Origin of the sequence: Bacillus sp. SG-1 (genome assembly GCF_000181495.1) — a bacterium.
In the GTDB taxonomy this organism is placed as follows: domain Bacteria; phylum Bacillota; class Bacilli; order Bacillales; family Bacillaceae_B; genus Rossellomorea.
Map to the genome: position 1 here is coordinate 1 of NZ_ABCF01000034.1, position 20,477 is coordinate 20,477.

The window sequence follows — 20,477 nt, forward strand, 5'->3', positions numbered from 1 at the left end:
CTTGTAGAGTATCCTCTTAGCTTAGAAGGGGTGCTATTTTAATGTTTGAAGTAATTCCATAGTATAGTTCCTATTATGTAAGGTGAGGGGTCGTAAGATGCAGAAACTCAGAAATAAGGTCCAGCGGAAACCTAACAGTCAGGTCGAAAAAACTAAAAAACCTAAAAATGCGCCGAAATTTAATCTTAGTATGTGGAAGAACATGAAAATCGGTCAGAAATACATAACAGCTTTGACTGTGACCATTGTTTTATTCTTAATTTCATCCGTTATTATTTTTATGGAGTACGACAAGATTCATAATAGCATGGAAGAAGTGGATGTCAGCAACGTACGCTCCGTCAAGTTGACGGAAATGGGTAGTATATTCCGGGACAAAGCTTTGCTGCTTCAGCGTTATGCAAACGAAAAAAATCCGCAGATTGTAGAAGATTTTAACACCCAGGAGGAAAAGTTCACGAATTTCACCCAAGAATTAACCTCCGAGATGAACTCAAAGCAGGAAAAAGAACTATTTAGTTTTATTATAGAAAGTGATAAAGAGTTAAACAGCCTTTTCCATGATGAAGTTGTGCCTAGTGTGGATAAGAACTCCACGGTCCTGCTTGATACTACGTTGAAAAAAGCCGGTATCATTGCTCCGAACACAGTGAAAAAGCTATATGAGCTCCGGACTCTCGTTATGGCTGAAAAGGATGCTGCCTTGGAAGATGCATACAATGGGATTGGCGATAGTAAAATCTTAATGATTGCTGCAATCATTATATCTGCAGTTTTGGGTGTAGCGATTCTCCTGATTATTAACCGCATGATTTCCAGAAGCCTGAACAGGGTGGTCAAAACCGCCAATGCGATTTCTGAAGGAAAGCTGAATGCAGAAGAATTGACATATCTAGGGAGAGACGAAGTCGGCCAGCTGAGCCTGGCGATAAATAACATGAAAAACAACCTGGCTTCCATGGTAGGAGATATTCGTAAGGTATCAGAAACGGTTACAGAGCAAAGTGCAACTCTTTCTCAATCTTCCTTGGAAGTGAGAGAAGGAAGTTCTCAAATTGCTGTTACTATGCAGGACTTATCAGCGGGAGCAGATCAGCAGGCAAATTCAGCTTCAGAATTGAATGAAATGATGGCAAGCTTTACGCAAGCCATCGAAGAATCGAACCGTTTTGGGCAGGAAGTCAGCGAATCTTCCAAGGTTGTGCTTACAAAAGCAGAAGAAGGTTCTGCATTGATGTCAGATTCTGTTCAGCAAATGAAAAAAATCTACTCGGTTGTTGAAACATCCGTTGAAAAAGTAGAAACACTTAAAACACGTTCTAACGAGATTTCTAGTTTGGTCAATGTCATCCAGGGAATTGCCGATCAAACGAACCTTCTGGCTCTTAACGCTGCAATCGAAGCAGCCCGTGCCGGTGAGAGCGGAAAAGGGTTTGCCGTGGTAGCCGAGGAAGTCAGAAAGCTTGCCGTCCAAGTATCGCAGTCGCTCGAAGGAATCTCTAAAGTCGTTCACGGAATTCAAACGGAGTCCAACACGATTGCAACAGCTCTGAATGAAGGGTACACAGAAGTTCGCAGCGGTACCGAAAGCATTGAAAAAACAAAAGACAGCCTGACTGCACTTGGTGGTCAGATTTCATCCATGGTTCACAACATCGACAGAATTTCTACTAACCTAGTAGAAATCAACAGCAAAGGGTCGGAAATGAATCAATCGATCGAAAACATTGCGTCCATCTCTGAAGAGTCAGCTGCAGGTGTTGAACAAACGTCAGCAACCATCCAGCAGTCCTCGAGTGTCATGGAGGAAGTTGCCCGTAATGCAGAAAGCCTCAATGACCTTGCAGATAAGCTTGATGTACTGATTCGTAAGTTTGAAGTTTAATTATTATTTGAACATCCGGCAGGGGAGTTCGAGGTCACTGAAAAAGTCCAACAAAAATTAAAAAGGCAGAGTCGTTCACTACAATGAGCGATTCTGCCTTTTTTACTTCCGGTTTTACGAAAAAGTGTTAATTTCCGTTCCAGGTGCACGACTCCGCGGGGCGGGCGTTGAGCCTCCTCGGCTTCGCCTGCGGGGTCTCACCTGTCTCGCTAGTCCCGCAGGAGGTCGTGCACCTTCCACTCCAATCTACGTTGAGAAAAAAGAATACTATCCGCTAATAAAGCCTTACTTCATAATAGACTAATCAATATGATTGGGTGGTATCCAATAATACAACAACAAACAATGATGTTAAGTATATGGGTCTTATGATATCGTCGTTTCCCTGGACAATATGTTAAGGAATACAAATAAACGATTTAATCGACTTCTCCTTTATTTTTGAGGATTTAAATGATAAATATGGTGATGTTAATGGACGCAATGCGGTTGACCCTCTACGGATGTTCAAATATCAGTTTCTAAGAACCATTCACAATATATCAGATGTTGCTGAGTGACAGGCACAACCCGAGTTTTGTTGGAATCTGTCAAATGTAAAGGGAGCAAAAATAGAAGTCATTTTCTTCTAATTATTGTATTATGATAGGTATTGATTTACAGAGATTAACAAAGAGGTTAAAAGAAAGAAGGAATACATATGGTGCGAATATATGGTGCTCTTATCACCCTCAGCTTGATATGGGGGCTTTCATTCGTTTTTATTAAGGTGATTGTCGATCCTGCAGGTGTCTGGGGGACGACTTTTCTTAGATGTTTAGCGGGAGTCTTAATCCTCTTGCCGCTGTTCATCAGAAATCGGATGAAAAAGGAGAAAGCACCTCTTCCAATCGGCAAGCTGCTGATTGTCGGATTGGTGAATGCAGGGCTCCCTTGGACATTGATTGCCTGGAGTGAAACACAAATCAACAGTAACACGGCGTCCATCCTTAATGCGACAACGCCCCTATGGACGGCTTTGATTGGATTTGCACTGTTTTCCGTTGTCTTGAGCGGATTTCAGTGGATCGGTATTTTAGTAGGGTTCTTAGGCATCCTTGTGTTGATGGATTTCCAGGTCGCCGGGCTGTTCACTTCCAACTTCATCGGAATCGGTACAATGCTGCTTGCAACAATTTGTTACGGTTTTGTCGGTCAGTATACAAAGCGGGCTTTAAAGGGTGTCAGCATGGTCGTAATGTCTACTTTTCAATTGCTTGTCGGCATGGCGACCGGCTTAACAGGGATGTTGTTTACTGGAGGCATTCAGTGGACAGCGCTGCTTGACCCGAAGGTTATTCTATCCATTATAGGCTTGGGCTGCTTTGGCTCGGGGATCGCTGCCTTGCTCTACTTCTACGTGTTAACCAACGGCAGCCCGGAATTTGCTTCCACGGTCACCTATTTAATACCGGCTTCGGCCATGGTCTGGGGATTCGTCCTGTTGGGAGAGCCGATTACCTCCAACCTCATCCTTGGACTGCTCATCATCTTTGCAGGTGTCTTCCTCTCGTCCCGAAAAGGAAAAAAACGAGAGTTGATCGGCAAAACACTGGCAGATCAACGATAACGGGCTGTTAATCAAACGTTTGATTAATAAAAATGGACGTGTCTTTACCGCTTCACCACACTAAGAGGGACAGTCCCCTATCGCGCTTTAACGCGCGAAAGGGGACTGTCCCTTTCACTGCTTTAGAGCGGTAAAGAGGTTTTTTTCAGATAGTAATGCAAATCAATCCCTTTTCATATAAAATGGTCATTATACATAACTGTTTCGTATAGAATGTTGCTTTCGGAAAATTTCCGGGGGCCGGTATTTCCCTGGGTACAAGGTTTTTATCTCCGAACAGGGAGAGTGTCTCTTTTCTTCCTTGCTTACCAGGATATTAATTAAGCAGCAACAAAGTATAAGAAAAGAGCCTCATACATAAGGTGAAGTAAGACAAGTTACCGGATCGGTCCGGTAAAATACACATTAAGGAAGGTAATTGAATGAAAACTGCAATTGTGACGGATAGTACAGCTTACATCCCCAAAGAATTGCGAGATCGATATAATATAAAGATGATACCGCTCAGCGTCATTCTTGGCGGTGAAACATACCGTGAAGAAATTGATATTACCGCAAGCGAATTTTATGAAGAAGTAGTAAACGAAGAAAAACTTCCGACCACTTCACAGCCGCCTCTTGGAAGTTTTGTGGAACTGTATGAAGATCTGGCGAAGGACTATGATGCCGTCATCTCCATCCACCTTTCCAGCGGCATCAGCGGAACCTATCAGGGTGCAATCCAGGCAGGGGACATGGTCGATGGCATTGAAGTGTATGCTTATGACTCCGAAATCAGCTGCATGGTTCAAGGCTTCTACCCAATCTATGCCGCGAGATTGGCTTCAGAAGGAGTTGACCCGCAGGAAATCATCCGAAAATTAGATGAGATGAAAGAATCTGTCAAAGCCTACTTTATGGTGGACGACCTGGTTCATTTGCAAAGAGGAGGCCGCTTATCCGCTGCACAGGCGATCATCGGAAGCTTGCTGCAAGTGAAACCGCTCTTGCACTTCCAAGAAAAAGTCATCGTCCCTTTTGAAAAAATCCGTACACGCAAAAAGGCAATGAAGAGAATCGTCGATTTGCTCGACAAAGATATCCAAAAGGGAGATCCGCTTCAAGTCGTCATTATCCATGCGAACCGTGAAGAAGAAGCGGAGAAATGGAAAGAAGAATTACAGCAAAAATACCCTGACACTGATTTCATGGTCAGCTACTTCGGCCCGGTCATCGGCACCCATCTCGGAGAAGGTTCCATGGGTATGGGCTGGTCGAAAAAAATGTAATTAAGGAATTCCGTTGAAGAACTCAACGGGATTTTTTTTATGCTAAGAGGAATTGTCAGGCCAAAACGAGAATGTAAAAGGAAAAGGAGTGATGTATTTGCGGTTTCAATTAAATGAAGAAAGAATAATCCCTGCGAAAACTAGTGATCCAAATTTAAAACGAATATCCGACTTACCCGACGAGCTCCCAGCGCCCTCCCATAATCCTTCATTCACCTTCAACCCTCAGATTCAATCTCTAATGGAAGGAAAAGCACTCCTTCCAGATGAAATCCCTCACTCTATTGAAGAAATCCAACAGCATTATGAAAATGGCTGTATCACTTATGCAAAAGGAATAAAAACAATAAAAGGCAAACCTCAATGCAGCAGGTGCGGCAATCACGAAGCATCCTTATTCGTCAGTTTCCCCTGCAGCCGCTGTAATGAACAGTACACCTACTGCAGGAAGTGCATCATGATGGGCAGGGTCTCGCAGTGTACACCGCTCATCGAATGGACCGGTCCTTCGCAAAATACTACCATTGAGACATTAGACTGGACTGGAACCCTGTCTCAAGGCCAGCAGCCGGCTTCGGATGAAGTAGTAAAATCCATTGAAGCAAACACCGATCTCCTCGTCTGGGCGGTATGCGGCGCGGGAAAAACAGAGGTACTCTTCAACGGTATTCATCAAGCGCTCCTACAAGGAAAAAGAGTCTGTATTGCCTCCCCCCGAACGGATGTCATCCTCGAACTCGCTCCCCGATTGCAGAAAGTATTCCCGGCAGCCAAGCCGATTGCTCTTTATGGAGGAAGCGAAGACCGGCAAAGGTACTCCCAGCTTATCATTTCCACCACACACCAGCTGTACCGCTTCAAATCAGCCTTTGACGTCATCATAGTCGATGAAGTCGATGCTTTTCCTTACTCTTTTGATGAGACACTGCATTATGCGGTGGAAAAAGCCAGGAAGCTACTTTCTTCCCTCATTTATCTAACAGCCACCCCCGACAGCAAACTGCAAAGAGAATGCAGACATGGGAAAAGAAACTTCATTAGCATCCCGGCAAGGTATCACCGCCAACCTTTACCGGTCCCCATATTAAAATGGTGCGGCAATTGGAAGTCTCAATTAGATAAGAAAAGACTGGCAACTCCTATCAGAATGTGGGCAGAAAAAAGAATCACTATTAACAAACAAGCTCTCATTTTCCTTCCAACTGTAAAACTGATGGACAAAGCCCTCCCATTTTTTCAACAGCTTCACCCTGATATCTTGTCCGTCCATGCTGAGGATCCGGAACGAAAAGAAAAGGTCCAGCGGATGAGAGAAGGAGAAGTCCCTATACTGCTGACCACTACGATTCTAGAAAGAGGAGTCACCATCCCGAATATTGACGTGGCAGTAGTGGGGGCAGAAGAAGATATCTTCACGGAAAGCGCCCTTGTCCAGATCGCCGGGCGTGTCGGCAGAAGCGCAGAGCACCCCTCTGGTGATATCACTTTTTTTCATTACGGTAAAACTCTCCCGATGATCCAATCTATAAAACATATTAAAGAAATGAACCGGGAAGGCACGAAAAGGGGGCTGCTGGATTCATGAATACGAACTGCCTCGACTGCCATAATGAAATCCACTACCCCGTCACCTGGAGCTCATTTCTCTTTACTCCAAAAGAACAATGGCTCTGCGATAAATGCTCTTCCCAGCTGCAGTTCATTACAGGTGACACGTGCAGAATTTGCTCCCGGCCGCTGTCCCTTTTACAATCACAGCATATAAAAGAAGAAACATGCCTGGACTGCATCAGATGGGAACAGGATCCCAAATGGGCGGGAGTGCTGACCCAGAATACCTCCCTCTTTTTATATAACGAGTACTTAAAAGAATATCTCTCACGGTTTAAATACCGCGGAGACTATCTATTAGTAAATGCCTTTTCCTCCGCTGTAAAAGAGGCTGCTGAGCCCTTAATATATGACCTTGTCACCCCAATACCCCTAAGCCCTGAAAGGCTCTACGAAAGAGGATTCAACCAGGCGGAGGCTTTGGCAAGGGAAGCTGCTCTCCAACCACAGCACCTGCTCATACGCAGCCACTCTGAAAAACAATCGAAAAAATCCCGGCTACAGCGAATTCAAAGCGAAGAAGTCTTTGGGATCAATCCGGACCTTCAACCCGAGATCAACAACAAATCAATCCTCCTCATAGACGACATCTATACCACTGGCACCACCCTCCGCCAGGCAGCCAGAATTTTAAAAGAGGCTGGGGCAAAAGAAATAACTTCCCTCACACTTGCAAGGGGATGAAAAACTAAAAAGATTCATCATCCGTCCGATATAAACAATAAGAGCAAGAACGAGAGGGGAAGGAACCATGTCAGAACTATTGAACTGTCCAGAATGCAACGGACTTTTTATAAAGAGCCAATTCAGGGATACATGCGAGAAGTGCTATAAGGAAGAAGAGAAAAAATACGAGGAAGTCTACACCTTTCTCAGAAAGCGTGAAAACAGGGCAGCTTCCATCGAGCGGGTCGTCGAAGTAACCGGTGTCGCGGAACAACTGATTCATAAATGGGTGCGAAAAGGGCGCCTGCAGACAGCGCATTTTCCAAATATGGGTTATCCTTGCGATAAATGTGGGAAGATTATACCGAAAGGGAAGCTCTGCGGTCAGTGCACAAACGAACTGACTCAGGACCTACAGAGAGTGGCCTCCGAAGAAGCATTTGAAGAAAAGAAGAAAAGGAGCCAGCATTCCGCGTATTATTCAAGATAGGAAAAAACAACCACAGCGTAACGCTAAACAATTCAGTTTCTCCTCCGATATAAACAGTGTGGAGTGAGGGCACGGATAGAAAGTGAGTGATTCTATGAAAATCAATAATATCAACACACCGAAAATCAACCCATACAACAAGCAATTAAACAAAATAGAGCAATCAAAATCAGTGAACAAACCTGCTGATAAAGTTGAAATTTCATCTCAAGCGAAAGATATGCAAATAGCGAAACAGTTCAATATTGAGCGGCAGGAAAGAGTAAAAGAACTCAAAGTTCAAGTTGAAAACGGCAACTACAAAGTGAATCACCAGGAAATTGCCAAAAGTATCAAGAACTACTACAAGGGATAAGCCGTGGGAAACAACAGGGAAAACAGCATGACATACAGCAATGGAGCGTGAAGGTATTATGCAAATTAATAATGATCTGAAAACTTCATCCAGCAGCCTTGACCCCAAATCCCTTTCTTTAAAAGAAGGGGATGTTTCTTCTGGCCTCGTAAAAGAAAAATTGCCGAATAATGAAGCGATAGTGAATGTCAAAGGGCAAGAGGTGAAACTAAAACTTCAGGGTGAGTTCAATGTAAACGAAAGATTGAAATTCCAAATTAAAGATCCCCACAGCCAACCTCCGACCGGAAAAATAGTAGAAAGAACCCCAGTACCCGCTAGGACAACCCCATCACTAGAAATGAACTCTGGCAGCTCCAGGCTGAAAAGTGTGGATGGATTGCCACTAGATATTAAATCAGCAATCGACAGTCTTGCAGCTAAAGGAATCAAAGTAAGTAAAGAGTCGCTTGATGTGTTAAAGACTTATATTGCAGATGATACAAGGTCAATGGCTCAAAAGTCGGAAACGCTGCAAATAATAGCAAAGAAGCAATTAGACATCACTGCTGCTGTGATTAAGTCTGTCGACCAGGCCCTGCATGGAGGAAGTGTGAGCAAATCTCTCGATCATCTATTGAAATCTATTGACCCGGATTTCGATTGGAGTCAAGTAAGGGACAATATCCAAAAGGAAAGACAAATTGCATTCGTAAACCAGAAGACCCTATCGGAAACCGAACAACTTATTCTGAGAGCTGAAACTGCTTTTCCAAAAGGTTCCCCGCAAATTGTGGAAGCAGAAAAGCTGATTGATACTATTCGCCAACTTGACAAAGCGGGTCTGCAAAGAATGAATGAAGCTATTGAAGCGTTGTTAAAAACGGTCAAAGATGCTGGTAAGCTGCAGGTGATTTCAGAAATGAAAAATCTGTTGATTAAACAGCCGGCTTCACAAAGTGTTCTCACTCAGTTAAATGAACTAGTACAAACAGAAAGTGAAGAACACCCTTCACAACCCCTCCTTAAAGATGCCGCCAAGCTTTCAAGTATAAAGGCAAACTTAGCAGCGAGGTTGGAATCACTTCTGTCTCAGGAAGCAGAACCTATTGACAACGAGCCTGCTCAAAAATTACTCCAGCAGCTAGTGAGAGCATTTCAAAAGGAACCTGTTTTCACTAAAGCCATGGACGATATTAAAGAAAACCTCGTTGAGTCCCCATCATTATCCCGAGGGCAAAAGGCTGCCATCACAAGTTCCGTGAACAAGGCGGAGCAATTGTTCACCGGTGGTAAAGAGCTCGCTGCAAGACAAGAGATATTAAAAGTACTTCTTCAAGTGGAGAAACAGGAAACAGCAAAACCGAACCCTGCAGTGGTAACTGATCAGTTTCAGAATAAAGCAGAGGCATATCAACTGAATGACGATATCCTGTCTATGATCCCAACGCAGTCAAAGGATATCATTGTTAATACCATCACCAAAAAGCTGTCGCAAATGGCGATTGACTTTAAAGAATTTAAAAATGATATATCCAAAAATCTTCAAGCTGTTCAGCAGGTCATCCAGCAGGCAAAATCCCGTGCGTCCATTACAGCAAAACCGATGCTGGAAACGACGATTAAACAATTGGATCAAGCAATTTTAAAAAGTGATTTTATGCTTTACACAGACATGAAGACCGAGAAAGATCTTTTAGCAGCAAGTACCCGTCTTGCAGAGGCAAGGAAGCTGCTCGCTAAAGGAGATCATACCGGTGCCCATAAGATTGTTCATGAAGTGAAGACGAATGTAGAGAAAATCATTTTCAAACCTTCTGATGTCCGGGTGAAACATTTTGTTGCAAAAGAAGTGCTCCAATATGAGCCGGCCCCTTTAATCAATAAAATGGGGGAAACGATATCTCGTTCTGTTCAATCACTTTCTCACGAACCTTCTGCAAGACATACTTTTGAATATTTAAGAAGCATGGGACTCACACATGAATCAGAGCATGCGCAATCATTGGTACAAACCGGAAGAGGCAAAGAAGACCTTCAGCTGACTTTAAAAAATATTTTGATGAAGTTTAATCAGGATACTGACATGCTGGGAACGTCTAAAGGTGACCAGCTGCTTCAAAATCTTACAGGACAGCAGCTAATCAGTAAAAATGATTCATCAGGATTGCAAAATCTGATGTTTACGCTGCCTCTGCTGCTGAAAGACCAAGTTGAAGATGTGAAAGTATATATCAGCTCCAAGAACCAGCAACAAAAAGTAGACTGGGAAAATTGCAGCTTATACTTTTTAATAGAAACAAAGAAACTAGGGGAAGTCGGGATTGGACTGAGTGCGGTTGAACGTACTTTGTCGGTTCAGATAAAGAATGATAGAGACGGATTTAAAGAAAGAATGGAGCCGGTCGCCAACCTGGCAAAAAAACGGTTGGAAGAAATCGGCTATAAAATTGGGAGTATACAATTCTCCAAGCTGGATAACCAGACGCAGCAAGACCATGTTGATCAGGGCGGACTGCCCCCACAGAGACCTGTACCGAAAATGACAGAGAAAGGGTATGATTTCACCATATGATTTCTAAATATTATAACCATAAGAACAGAAGGAATATGAATGGTCCTACTGCCGCTGTCATTCGCTACGAAGAGTCGGAAGGAAAGGCTCCAAAGGTTATCGCGCAAGGGACGGGGCATCTTGCAACCAAGATCATGGAACTGGCGAAAGAGCATAACATCACCATGCAAGAGGATTCAAGCTTGGTCCAAAGCTTACTGGATATTGATCTAGGAGAGAATGTACCTCCTCAGTTGTATTCTGTCATCGCGGAAATTTTACTTTTTATTGAAGAAATGGAAAATCAGTATTAACAAACAGAATTTCCCACCGATATAGTAAAGGGAGGTATGATTAACATGAACTTATTAACAAAAGAATTTATCTACCAAAAATCTTCACAAGAAATTACGGCATTATTATATGAAGCACTGATCACCCAGATTCAGGGTGCAATGAAAGATATAGAGAACAAAAGACACTTTGATTCTAACAAAAAACTCCAAAAAGCAAATGATATTCTTGAGAGACTGGGTGCAGGGATCAACTACGAAGCGGGAATCATTTCTGACCAGCTAGATGCCCTTTATAACTATATGTCGGCTTCCATTCTAAAAGCGAATATCACAAAAAATACTAGAGTCCTAAAAGAAGTCATCACCATAACAGAAGAACTGGCAGAGTCCTGGAGAACTTCCATGGCTAAACCACAGCAGCCTGTGCGGCGAATGAGCCAAAAAGTCAATGCCTATGAGAAGAATGTCATGGTCTATGATAAAGAATTTAATAAAGTAGAAGCGGGGAAATGAACAAATGAAAATCAATCATAATATTCAAGCATTAAACGCATATAGAAACTTATCCCAAACAATGGGGCAAACATCGAAAAGCCTTGAAAAGCTATCATCCGGCCTTCGCATTAACCGTGCGGCAGATGATGCAGCTGGTCTTGCCATCTCTGAAAAAATGCGTTCTCAAATCCGCGGCTTGGGCATGGCAGAAAGAAACTCACTGGATGCAATTTCTTTAATCCAAACAGCAGAAGGAGCCCTTTCTTCTACACATGAAATCCTGCAAAGAATGAGAGAGTTGGCAGTACAGGCTTCTAACGGGACTCTGGAAGATGAAGACCGTCAGTCAATACAGGAAGAAGTGAACCAGCTGACAACGGAAATTAACCGTATCGGAAACTCTACTGAATTCAACCGCAAAAAGTTGTTGAACTCACAAATTGCCCCTAATGCGCGTGCGATGGAGATTGATGCAGAAGCGGGCTTCAATAAAGGAACTACAGAACTAGAAGGAACGTCTTTAACATTAGATCCTAAAAGTGAACTGGTGAGCGGGGACTATAATGTAAGAGTGGAAGATGTTTACACAAAAACAGTGTCAGCAAGCGGTACCCCAGCTGCCGGAATTTCCAGTGTAGGATTAACTTCAACGGATACAAGTCTTGATACTGGTACATATGGAGTCAAAGTTCAAGAGGAGCAGGTAAAAGCTGTGGTCGGTGATCCTGCCAGCACTTCTCCGATTGCGGATGAAATTACTGTTGCCCCTAACTCTAACTTGGGGGATGGACCGGTTACCCTGGAAGTTAAAAAAGAAAATGCTGTAGCCTCTTTCCAAAGCAATGGTTCAGGGATTAGCAATGTAGAAATAACTAGTGCGACTCCTGACTTGAATGAGACAGACAGCTTTAAGGTGGATGTGGTTAACAAGCCGTCTGAAGTGGAAGTGGGAACTTTAACAAAGACTTTCATCAGCGATATTGATGTAGACACTGCGAAGTTCGGCCAGGCAGGAAATGATTTTCAATTAGAGTATACTGAAACAACTCCAGGACAGTATTCTGTAACATTGAAAGATTCGGCAGGAAAGGCTTTATCCGATGCGGTCATTCTTGATAACAATATGCAAGATTATAAGTTCTATAATAATGGATCGGAAATAGGGGTATCCTTCAAAACTGTATCTAACGTCAACGCAGCGCTGACAGCCGAGGGAGCAGATGGTGAAAACAATGTATTCGATATCGATAAAGAAATCACCCTTTCTAAAAATAACATCCCGGTAGCTTCAGGTGAAATCGCAGAAGGAACAGCAGCTGGAGATATCACATTAAAATCTGCAGATGGCATTGATTATAAAATTTCTCATAATGGATTCACTGGCCTTACAGGTAATTCAGCATCATTTGGAATCGACTCAACGTTCACGTTCTCCACAGATGGTTTTACGACAAGGGGCACAGAGTTCGATCCTGGTGACGAAATTACATTAAACGGCGGAATCTTTGTGAAGACATCCAGTGATGCTTCTCAATATGGAGTTCCATCTAATACGTTGGACATGACCCTCGAAACTAGAATGGGTCATACAGCTGAACTAGTGGATGCAAATGGAGATACAGCAGCAGGCAGCAGAAAAGTCACGGTCGAAAACAATGGATCATACTCATTTGGAGAGCCAACCAACATCTCTTTCGATTCAGGAGTCTTAGCAGCAGGCACTTTCGAGTTCACTGTCGGACAAGTTTCGACTACCAATGCAACTTTGGAAGCTGCCGGAACACCTTTGGAAACATTGGAGAATATCACTTCTAATTCAACTCTGTCATTTGCTGACGGTGAATTATCAATGAACATCGGTGAATTGACGAATGGCAATGCAACATTCTCAATCAAAGGTGGAACAGTAAACCAATCGATACAATTCCACATCGGTGCCAATGAAGGCCAAACATTGGAAATGGGAATTGAAGACATGAGGTCACTGTCTGTTGGGATTTCTTCCACGGTTTCAGGTGATTCAAAGAATATTGTTAGTAAAGATGGAAATACATTAACCGTCCAGTTTGCAAGCATTTCTGGAGTGGAAAACGGCAACCAGGCTGAATATGCCATCGACCTTTCAACATCTGAAAATGCCAATGCTGCAATTGAGGCTTATGATCAAGCAATTGCAAAAGTTTCCGAACAGCGTAGCAAGCTTGGAGCCATCCAGAACCGCCTGGAACACACAATCACTAATTTAACTACTGCCAACGAAAACCTGACATCCGCTGAATCTCGGATTAGGGACGCAGATATGGCAAAAGAAATGACCACATTCACGAAGAATAATATTTTAAACCAAGCTGGACAAGCGATGTTATCTCAAGCAAACCAGCTGCCGCAAGGAATCCTTCAATTGTTGAAATAATATACCAGATGGCGAGTCAAAAGTGGCTCGCCTCTTTTTTCTTTGGGGGAGTTCCGATAGAATAAAGTGTATACAAGCCTAACCAGAGGTGAAGAAAATGGACGTACAAAAGGTTGGAAGAACGGGATTAAACAATATAGAGAAGAAGTCCAAAACGGCAACGGAATCTGTTTCTTTTACAGAGGTCATGTCAAAGAAGAGAGAAACTGCTCTCTATGATAAGTTTGCAAACATGGCAAAAGAGATAGAAGCGCAAGGGAAAGTACTATCAGAATCCAGAACCGTTGAGGATTTAAAGAAGTATAAGAAGATGGTGAAATCTTTCTTAGAAGAGGCCGTTAACAATGCGCTGCAGTTGGAAGACCAAAGAGGATTCAACAGGCGAGGCCGCACAAAGGTCTACAAAATCGTCAAAGAAGTGGACAGAAAGCTTGTTGACCTTACAAATGAAGTCCTGCAAAAAGAACAGAAGGGTCTCAATATCCTGAATATGGTAGGAGAAGTCCAAGGGCTTTTAATTAATATTTATACTTAATCTATTTCAATAACAGCCGATATTAATACTAGAGAACATTTATTGAAAGAAGTGTCGAAAATGTCTAATGAATTGAAGCTTGTCCAGTTTTTAGAGAAAATCGCAAAGCTGCAAAAAAGCCTATATCAGCTGGCACTAACCAAAACGGATCTATTAAAAGCCGGGGATGCAGAAGCTCTGGGACAAATGCTGAAAAACGAGCTCAGCCATATAAAAGCAATTGAAGCTCTGAATAATAACGTTGAAGCAGTGAAAAGCTCGCTGGCGGTTGACCTGGGATTGAAGGCCCCTATCACCCTGTCAGAGATAATTAATGCAGAATCCATTTCATATAAAAAAGAATTGCAAGCCCTTCAACAGGAATTACTTTATATTTCAGGTGAGTTGAAGAACCGAAATGAACTGAATCAAGAACTGCTGCAGCAGTCTCTTCAGTTTGTAAACTTGAATCTCGATTTATTAATCGGACAACAGGATGCAGGTAATTACTCGCGTCTGCAAGGTGATGACAGCGAAGTTAATACCACTTCAATTTTTAACTCAAAGGCTTAAAAGATAGGAGGATCCCTTCATGCGATCTACTTTCCAAGGTTTGGAGACTGCCAGACGCGGCATGTATACGCAGCAAAGCGCACTGCAAGTGACAGGTCATAATGTGGCGAATGCCAATACGCTTGGTTTTACCAGACAAAGAATTAATTTTGAACAAACAGAAACTTATCCTCCTCCTGCAATGAATAAACCGCAGATCCCAGGACAAATTGGTACAGGAGTTGAAGCGGAATCTGTTCAAAGAATACGAGATTCTTTTCTGGATGTACAGTATAGAGGCGAAAATAACAAGCTTGGATATTGGGAAACAAAAGCAGAATCCTTAATGAAGATGGAAGAAATCATGAATGAACCTTCTGACTCGGGCCTCGCCAAAACAATGGATATGTTCTGGCAGTCTTTACAGGATTTAGCTGTAAACCCGAAGAACTCCGGGGCACGTTCGGTCGTTCGGCAGCGTGGAATTGCACTTGCAGAAACCTTTCAGTACCTTTCCAATTCGTTATCCACCATTCGCCAGGACATTAAAAACGAAATAGGAGTTACGGAAAAAGAAGTCAATTCACTCCTGAAGCAAATTCATAATGTGAACAAGCAAATCGGAGACGTGGAACCGCACGGAATGTCTCCCAATGATTTGTACGATGAGAGAGACCGGTTGATCGACGACCTCTCCAAGCTTGTGAACATCAAGGTCACCAACCAGCCTTCCGGGGGGAATTCATCTCCGTTGGCAGAAGGGAAGGCTGTCATTTCTTTAGTTGATGGAAATAATAGACCTATTGCAAACTTGGTCCATGCTAAAGGATATAATGAAATCAAAGTGAACATCCCTTCAACTGGTACGGATGTAAATGTTAACAGTATCTCTATTGGCAGCCAAAATTATGAGATGGAAAAGTTTGATGCAGACGGGAAATTAAAAGGGCTGATCGAATCATTTGGTTACATGGATAAGAACGGAGACACAGCCGGTACCTACCCGGATATGCTTTCGGAACTGGACAACCTGGCATTCACCTTTGCAAAGGAGTTCAATAAAATCCACTCGGCCGGCATGAGTCCGAATGAAATTAATAATGTCGACAAAAATGGCGACAGAAATCCAGTTAATAAAGATATTCTTTTCTTTGTAAATGGTGATACTAATTCGTTATCAGAGTCTGATCGAAAAGGATTCTCTCAAAGAATTGGGCTTTCGTCAGAAATCAAGTCCAGCCTGGACAATATAGCAAATGCCGATGGATCAAAACCTGAAGAAGCTACCACTGGAGACTCGAGTGTTCTGCTTCAATTGACTGAGGTCATCAACAAGAACTTCGATTATGGACAGAATTCCCAAATGGCGAACTTCAGGAACTATTATGAGGTCCTGATCGGCGGAATGGCTGTAGATGCCCAAAATGCCGTCAGGTTGACAGATAACAGTGCAACACTCAGGCAGGCGGTTGAAGAAAGAAGGATGTCAACGAGCGCTGTTTCATTGGATGAAGAAATGACGAACATGATCCAATATCAACATGCGTACAATGCTTCAGCACGAATGATATCACTACAGGATGAATTACTCGATAAAATAATCAACGGTATGGGTACCGGTGGCAGATAGGCAGGTGGATAACAAATGCGCGTAACACAAAGTATGCTGGCGTCCAACTCATTGCGTCATCTCAGTAAAAGTTATGAGCGTTTAGGAGATTATCAAAATCAGCTGGCAACGGGGAAAAAGATTACCCGGCCTTCCCAGGATCCGGTGGTAGCCATGAAAGGTATGTACTACCGTTCCAACCTCGCAGAAAATGAGCAGTACCAGCGTAACCTTTCAGAAGCCTATCTGTGGATGGATCATTCTGAAGCGGGGCTCGATCATGCGACCAATGCTTTACAGAGGGTTCGTGAACTTGTCATTCAGGGTAAAAATGATACTTATGGAGAACAAGACCGGGAAGCAATCTCTCAGGAAATCGAACAGATCAAACAGGATTTAGTCGAAGTCGCCAATACAAAAGTGGCAGGCAGATATATATTTAACGGTACCAACGTAGATTCTGCTCCGGTTGCTCATGGAGAACCTCCTGTGGTTACTATCAACACAGAGGACTACTTGGTCGAGGTTTCCCAAGGTTTAAATTTGAAAGCCAATATTGATGCTGACCAAGTATTCAGCCAAGAGCTGTTTACAACCTTGGAAGATATCAAAAAAACTTTCAGCAAAGATTACAGCGCTGATAAAATGGACAAACTTCTGACAGACTTAGACAGTAAGATCGGTTCATTACAGGCAGAGCGTTCTGAAACAGGTGCACGATATAATCGATTGGAAATGATCGACGACCGCCTTACAAAAACAGAAGTCATGGCCAATCAAATCATCTCTGATAATGAAGATGCTGACATTGAAAGAGTCATCACCGACTTACGAGCACAGGAAAGTGTCCATCAGGCAGCGTTAAGTGTCGGGGCCCGCATCATCCAGCCGACATTGATGGACTTTTTAAGATAATTTCATATAAGTTTAATAGAGGACTGTACTTACAAGAGGCAGTCCTTTTATTATAGGCTGAGTTAAAGAGTGGTAGGTATCTTAAAGATTATTGATAAAAGTGATTTCCGCTCCAGGTATGCGACTCCGCGGGGCGGGCGGTGAGCCTCCTCAACTTCGTCTGCGGGGTCTCACCTGTCCCGCTAATCCCGCAGGAGGTCGCATACCTTCCGCTACAATCAACATGAATATTCTTCTGTAACTAGATGGTTTTCAGAAATTCCAAAACAAGATTAATCTTATGATTGAAAACTACAGAATAATGATGTAATGAATATCTGGGAACGAATGCAATTTGTTAATCCATCCATTGTTAAAATATTTATTCTCATAGTCCAAGTAAAACATCATTAACTAACTAAGCCTTATAAAAAAATGAAAATTCAAGATAAAGGAATGAGAAAAATGAAGATTTCAACGAAGTATCATGGAGAGATAGAGGTAACGCCTGAAGCATTGTTAACGTTTGAACACGGTATTCCAGGCTTTTTGGAAGAAAAACAATTCACATTGCTGCCGTTGCCGGATAATAATGAGTTTCAAATCCTGCAGTCTTTGGAAACTCCAGAACTTGGTTTTGTGGTTGCCAGTCCATTTGTTTTTTTTCAAGACTACGACTTCACCCTGGATACTGCCACAGTTGATCAACTGGGCAGTCCGTCTGAAAAAGAAGTAGAAGTACTCAGTATCCTTACAATCAAAGAGCCGTTGCATGAGTCAACAGCAAACCTGCAGGGACCGATCATAATCAACCTTGCAAATAACAAAGCCAAGCAGGTTATTCTAAACAACTCTGACTACCAAACGAAACACACAATCTTTGCTCAACCTGAGCATGCCGGGCAGAAGGGGTGAGGAGATGCTGGTCTTAACGAGGAAAACAGGAGAAGCCATTCAAATAGGGGACGATATCGAAATAAGCATTGTTTCGATAAAAGGTGACCAGGTCAAGCTGGGGATCAACGCACCAAAAAACATCGAAATCCATCGGAAAGAGATATACCTGTCCATCCAGGAAGAAAATGCTGAAGCATCAAAAGGCATCGAGAACCTTTTGAACATTTTGCCAAAAAAAGAATAAATTTTTTCATAAACTATTAAAACTTATCAGGGTATGCCGATATTACTAGTGTAAGCAAGAGCAAAGAAGGGCGGCCGACCTTTGAAGCTTTTGCAGACTAATACTTAAGAGGTTCACAAGGATGTGGACTCTATATTCAAGGAGGAAATTTTATAATGAGAATTAATCATAATATTGAAGCTCTTAATACGTTCCGTCAAATGGGTGCAGCGAACAAAGGTATGGCTAACTCAATGGAGAAGCTGTCTTCAGGTTTGCGCATTAACAAAGCTGGCGATGATGCTGCAGGTCTTGCAATTTCTGAAAAAATGCGTGGTCAAATTCGTGGGTTAGAGCAAGCAGGGCGTAATGCACAAGATGGTATCTCAATGATACAAACAGCTGAAGGGGCATTGAATGAAACTCATTCTATTCTACAGCGTATGCGTGAATTAGCTGTTCAAGCATCAAATGATACAAACAATACTGACGACAGAAAAGCTATTGGTGATGAGTTAGTTCAATTAAAGGATGAAATCGATAGAATTTCAAGCACTACAGAGTTTAACGGAAAAGGCCTGTTAGATGGTAGCCTATCAACAGGTTTACATGCGTCAAATGGAGCTCAAGTTGGTGATTCATTAACGACTAGTGCTGCTAATGCAATAAGTGTAAGTAAAATTGATGTTTCTGGTGCGGTAGCCGGCACAAACTACACGTTTTCTGATGATGATTCAGGTAAGTTAACATTGTCTGCAACAATTTCAGGGAAAACAGTTTCTCAAAGTATTGATGTTGCTGACATGACAACATCTGGGAAACAAACACTAGACTTTAATACCTTAGGTATTAGTATTGAACTTACTGGTGGGGGGACTGGTGATACAGGTACTGTTGTTGCCAATGACATTACATCAGATTTAGTCTCAATTGATACTGCTGCTGGTGATGGGTCTGCTAAGTTCTTAGTCGGTAGCAATGGCACAAACACCCAGGAAACAATTAGTTTTGACTTCAAAAAGCTTGATTCTTCTACCTTAGGTAGTGAAACTAACTTCTCCGAAACAACAGCTGGTACGGGTAATGGAGGGAACATTCACAATCTAATCACAGACAACACTTCAGTTGATTCTAAAGATAAATCAGATGCTTTAATTAAAGTTTTGGATGATGCAATTATTGACGTATCTACTCAACGTTCTGCAATGGGAGCTGTTCAAAACCGTTTAGACCACACAATCAATAATCTTGGTACTTCTGCAGAAAACCTAACTGCTGCGGAATCTCGTATTCGCGATGTAGACATGGCAAAAGAAATGATGAATCAAACAAGAGAAAGTATCCTTGCTCAAGCTTCTCAAGCCATGCTTGCAAAAGCGAACCAAAACCCACAAGGTGTACTTCAATTATTACGTTAATAAAGAATTTTTTAAAAGGGACTCTAGTTACTAGGGTCTCTTTTTCTGTGTACTTCACCCTCAGGTCACTCTTGCTACAGAAAAACTTCCCTAGCCACAAACTAAATTTTTCCTGTTCCATGACGATATAAACTAGAGAGCTACTAGTTTGTGGAGGAAAAGTCAATGAGAATTGCTCATAACATAATTGCATTAAATATAAATCATTCTTTAAAAAAGAATAATAAAGCTCTGGGAACTTCCTTGGAGAAATTGTCTTCGGGCTTGCATATTAATAAGGCATCGGATGACGCAGCGGGATTAGCGATTTCAGAAGGGATGAGAGCGCAGATTAGAGGGCTGGAGCAAGCGGAAAGGAATATACAAGACGGTATTTCGCTCATCCAGACAGCTGAAGGAGCACTGGGAGAAATTCACGATATTACTCACAGAATGAAAGAGTTGAGTGTGCAGGGGGCAAACGGAACCCTCAGCAACCTAGATAAAGAGGCGATTCAATCAGAGCTGGATCAATTAAAGGATGAAATAGGAAGGATTTCAACTTCTACTCAATATAACAGTAAGGTGCTTTTAGACGGGAGTTTCGAATTCACTACTGATAATAAAGTGGCTAGAGGCTTTGAATGGAAAGTCGATATTGGAGGCACGGGGACAGGTTCCTTGTCCCACCATATTCTTACATAAGGATTACTATCCAAGGTGAGTCTTTAAAGAGCAGTTTGAGCAAGTGGGTATAGAAGTGAACGAGT

At 42.5% G+C, this 20,477-nt stretch carries 19 protein-coding genes and 2 pseudogenes; all 21 read left to right on the plus strand.

The window, feature by feature from the left end; translation table 11 throughout:
• Nucleotides 1-808: 808 nt before the first annotated feature.
• Nucleotides 809-940: pseudogene (locus BSG1_RS21785) on the plus strand (HAMP domain-containing protein); the annotation flags it as partial.
• A gap of 126 nt (nt 941-1,066) precedes the next feature.
• Nucleotides 1,067-1,885, plus strand: coding sequence for a methyl-accepting chemotaxis protein (locus BSG1_RS21790; RefSeq protein ID WP_442852159.1), 819 nt, complete (start codon nt 1,067-1,069; stop codon nt 1,883-1,885).
• Between the two features lie 373 nt (nt 1,886-2,258).
• Nucleotides 2,259-2,436: pseudogene (locus BSG1_RS20900) on the plus strand (IS5/IS1182 family transposase); the annotation flags it as partial.
• A gap of 149 nt (nt 2,437-2,585) precedes the next feature.
• Nucleotides 2,586-3,494 carry a DMT family transporter gene (locus BSG1_RS12995; RefSeq protein WP_006837529.1) on the plus strand — a complete coding sequence of 303 codons (909 nt, stop codon included), beginning with the start codon at nt 2,586-2,588 and terminating at the stop codon, nt 3,492-3,494.
• A 422-nt stretch (nt 3,495-3,916) separates the two neighbouring features.
• On the plus strand, nt 3,917-4,762 hold the full coding sequence (locus tag BSG1_RS13000; protein ID WP_006837530.1) for a DegV family protein: 846 nt from the start codon (nt 3,917-3,919) through the stop codon (nt 4,760-4,762).
• Nucleotides 4,763-4,859: 97 nt separating this feature from the next.
• Nucleotides 4,860-6,347: a DEAD/DEAH box helicase gene (locus BSG1_RS13005; protein ID WP_044022874.1), complete on the plus strand. Its 1,488-nt coding sequence runs from the start codon at nt 4,860-4,862 to the stop codon at nt 6,345-6,347.
• Nucleotides 6,344-7,057, plus strand: coding sequence for a ComF family protein (locus BSG1_RS13010; RefSeq protein ID WP_006837532.1), 714 nt, complete (start codon nt 6,344-6,346; stop codon nt 7,055-7,057). The genes BSG1_RS13005 and BSG1_RS13010 overlap by 4 nt, the downstream gene beginning before the upstream one ends.
• A 67-nt stretch (nt 7,058-7,124) precedes the next feature.
• On the plus strand, nt 7,125-7,529 hold the full coding sequence (locus BSG1_RS13015) for a TIGR03826 family flagellar region protein (RefSeq protein WP_006837533.1): 405 nt from the start codon (nt 7,125-7,127) through the stop codon (nt 7,527-7,529).
• Nucleotides 7,530-7,623: 94 nt separating this feature from the next.
• On the plus strand, nt 7,624-7,884 hold the full coding sequence (flgM, locus tag BSG1_RS13020; RefSeq protein WP_006837534.1) for a flagellar biosynthesis anti-sigma factor FlgM: 261 nt from the start codon (nt 7,624-7,626) through the stop codon (nt 7,882-7,884).
• Between the two features lie 58 nt (nt 7,885-7,942).
• Nucleotides 7,943-10,438 (plus strand): hypothetical protein, encoded by a 2,496-nt coding sequence (locus tag BSG1_RS19865; protein WP_052302393.1) that lies wholly within the window; start codon nt 7,943-7,945, stop codon nt 10,436-10,438.
• Nucleotides 10,435-10,731 carry an EscU/YscU/HrcU family type III secretion system export apparatus switch protein gene (locus tag BSG1_RS13030; RefSeq protein ID WP_006837536.1) on the plus strand — a complete coding sequence of 99 codons (297 nt, stop codon included), beginning with the start codon at nt 10,435-10,437 and terminating at the stop codon, nt 10,729-10,731. Before BSG1_RS19865 ends, BSG1_RS13030 begins: the two co-directional genes overlap by 4 nt.
• Before the next feature lie 45 nt (nt 10,732-10,776).
• Nucleotides 10,777-11,226: a flagellar export chaperone FliS gene (fliS, locus tag BSG1_RS13035; RefSeq protein ID WP_044022875.1), complete on the plus strand. Its 450-nt coding sequence runs from the start codon at nt 10,777-10,779 to the stop codon at nt 11,224-11,226.
• 4 nt (nt 11,227-11,230) lie between these two features.
• Nucleotides 11,231-13,621, plus strand: a complete 2,391-nt coding sequence (locus tag BSG1_RS13040) for a flagellin N-terminal helical domain-containing protein (RefSeq protein ID WP_006837538.1) — start codon at nt 11,231-11,233, stop codon at nt 13,619-13,621.
• Between the two features lie 97 nt (nt 13,622-13,718).
• The gene (locus tag BSG1_RS13045) at nt 13,719-14,156 is read left to right on the plus strand and encodes a YaaR family protein (RefSeq protein WP_006837539.1); all 438 of its coding nucleotides are present in this window, start codon (nt 13,719-13,721) and stop codon (nt 14,154-14,156) included.
• Between the two features lie 60 nt (nt 14,157-14,216).
• Entirely contained in the window at nt 14,217-14,708 is a 492-nt protein-coding gene (locus BSG1_RS13050) for a flagellar protein FlgN (RefSeq protein WP_006837540.1), read from the plus strand.
• 19 nt (nt 14,709-14,727) lie between these two features.
• Nucleotides 14,728-16,317 carry a flagellar hook-associated protein FlgK gene (flgK, locus tag BSG1_RS13055; RefSeq protein ID WP_006837541.1) on the plus strand — a complete coding sequence of 530 codons (1,590 nt, stop codon included), beginning with the start codon at nt 14,728-14,730 and terminating at the stop codon, nt 16,315-16,317.
• 15 nt (nt 16,318-16,332) lie between these two features.
• Nucleotides 16,333-17,211, plus strand: a complete 879-nt coding sequence (gene flgL / locus BSG1_RS13060) for a flagellar hook-associated protein FlgL (protein ID WP_044022876.1) — start codon at nt 16,333-16,335, stop codon at nt 17,209-17,211.
• 444 nt (nt 17,212-17,655) lie between these two features.
• A complete protein-coding gene (gene fliW / locus BSG1_RS13065; protein ID WP_044022877.1) occupies nt 17,656-18,105 on the plus strand; it encodes a flagellar assembly protein FliW in 450 nt (149 codons plus the stop codon).
• Between the two features lie 4 nt (nt 18,106-18,109).
• Nucleotides 18,110-18,331 carry a carbon storage regulator CsrA gene (csrA, locus tag BSG1_RS13070; RefSeq protein WP_044022878.1) on the plus strand — a complete coding sequence of 74 codons (222 nt, stop codon included), beginning with the start codon at nt 18,110-18,112 and terminating at the stop codon, nt 18,329-18,331.
• 155 nt (nt 18,332-18,486) lie between these two features.
• Nucleotides 18,487-19,728: a flagellin N-terminal helical domain-containing protein gene (locus tag BSG1_RS13075; protein ID WP_006837545.1), complete on the plus strand. Its 1,242-nt coding sequence runs from the start codon at nt 18,487-18,489 to the stop codon at nt 19,726-19,728.
• Nucleotides 19,729-19,893: 165 nt separating this feature from the next.
• A complete protein-coding gene (locus BSG1_RS13080; RefSeq protein WP_052302394.1) occupies nt 19,894-20,412 on the plus strand; it encodes a flagellin N-terminal helical domain-containing protein in 519 nt (172 codons plus the stop codon).
• Nucleotides 20,413-20,477 lie beyond the last annotated feature (65 nt).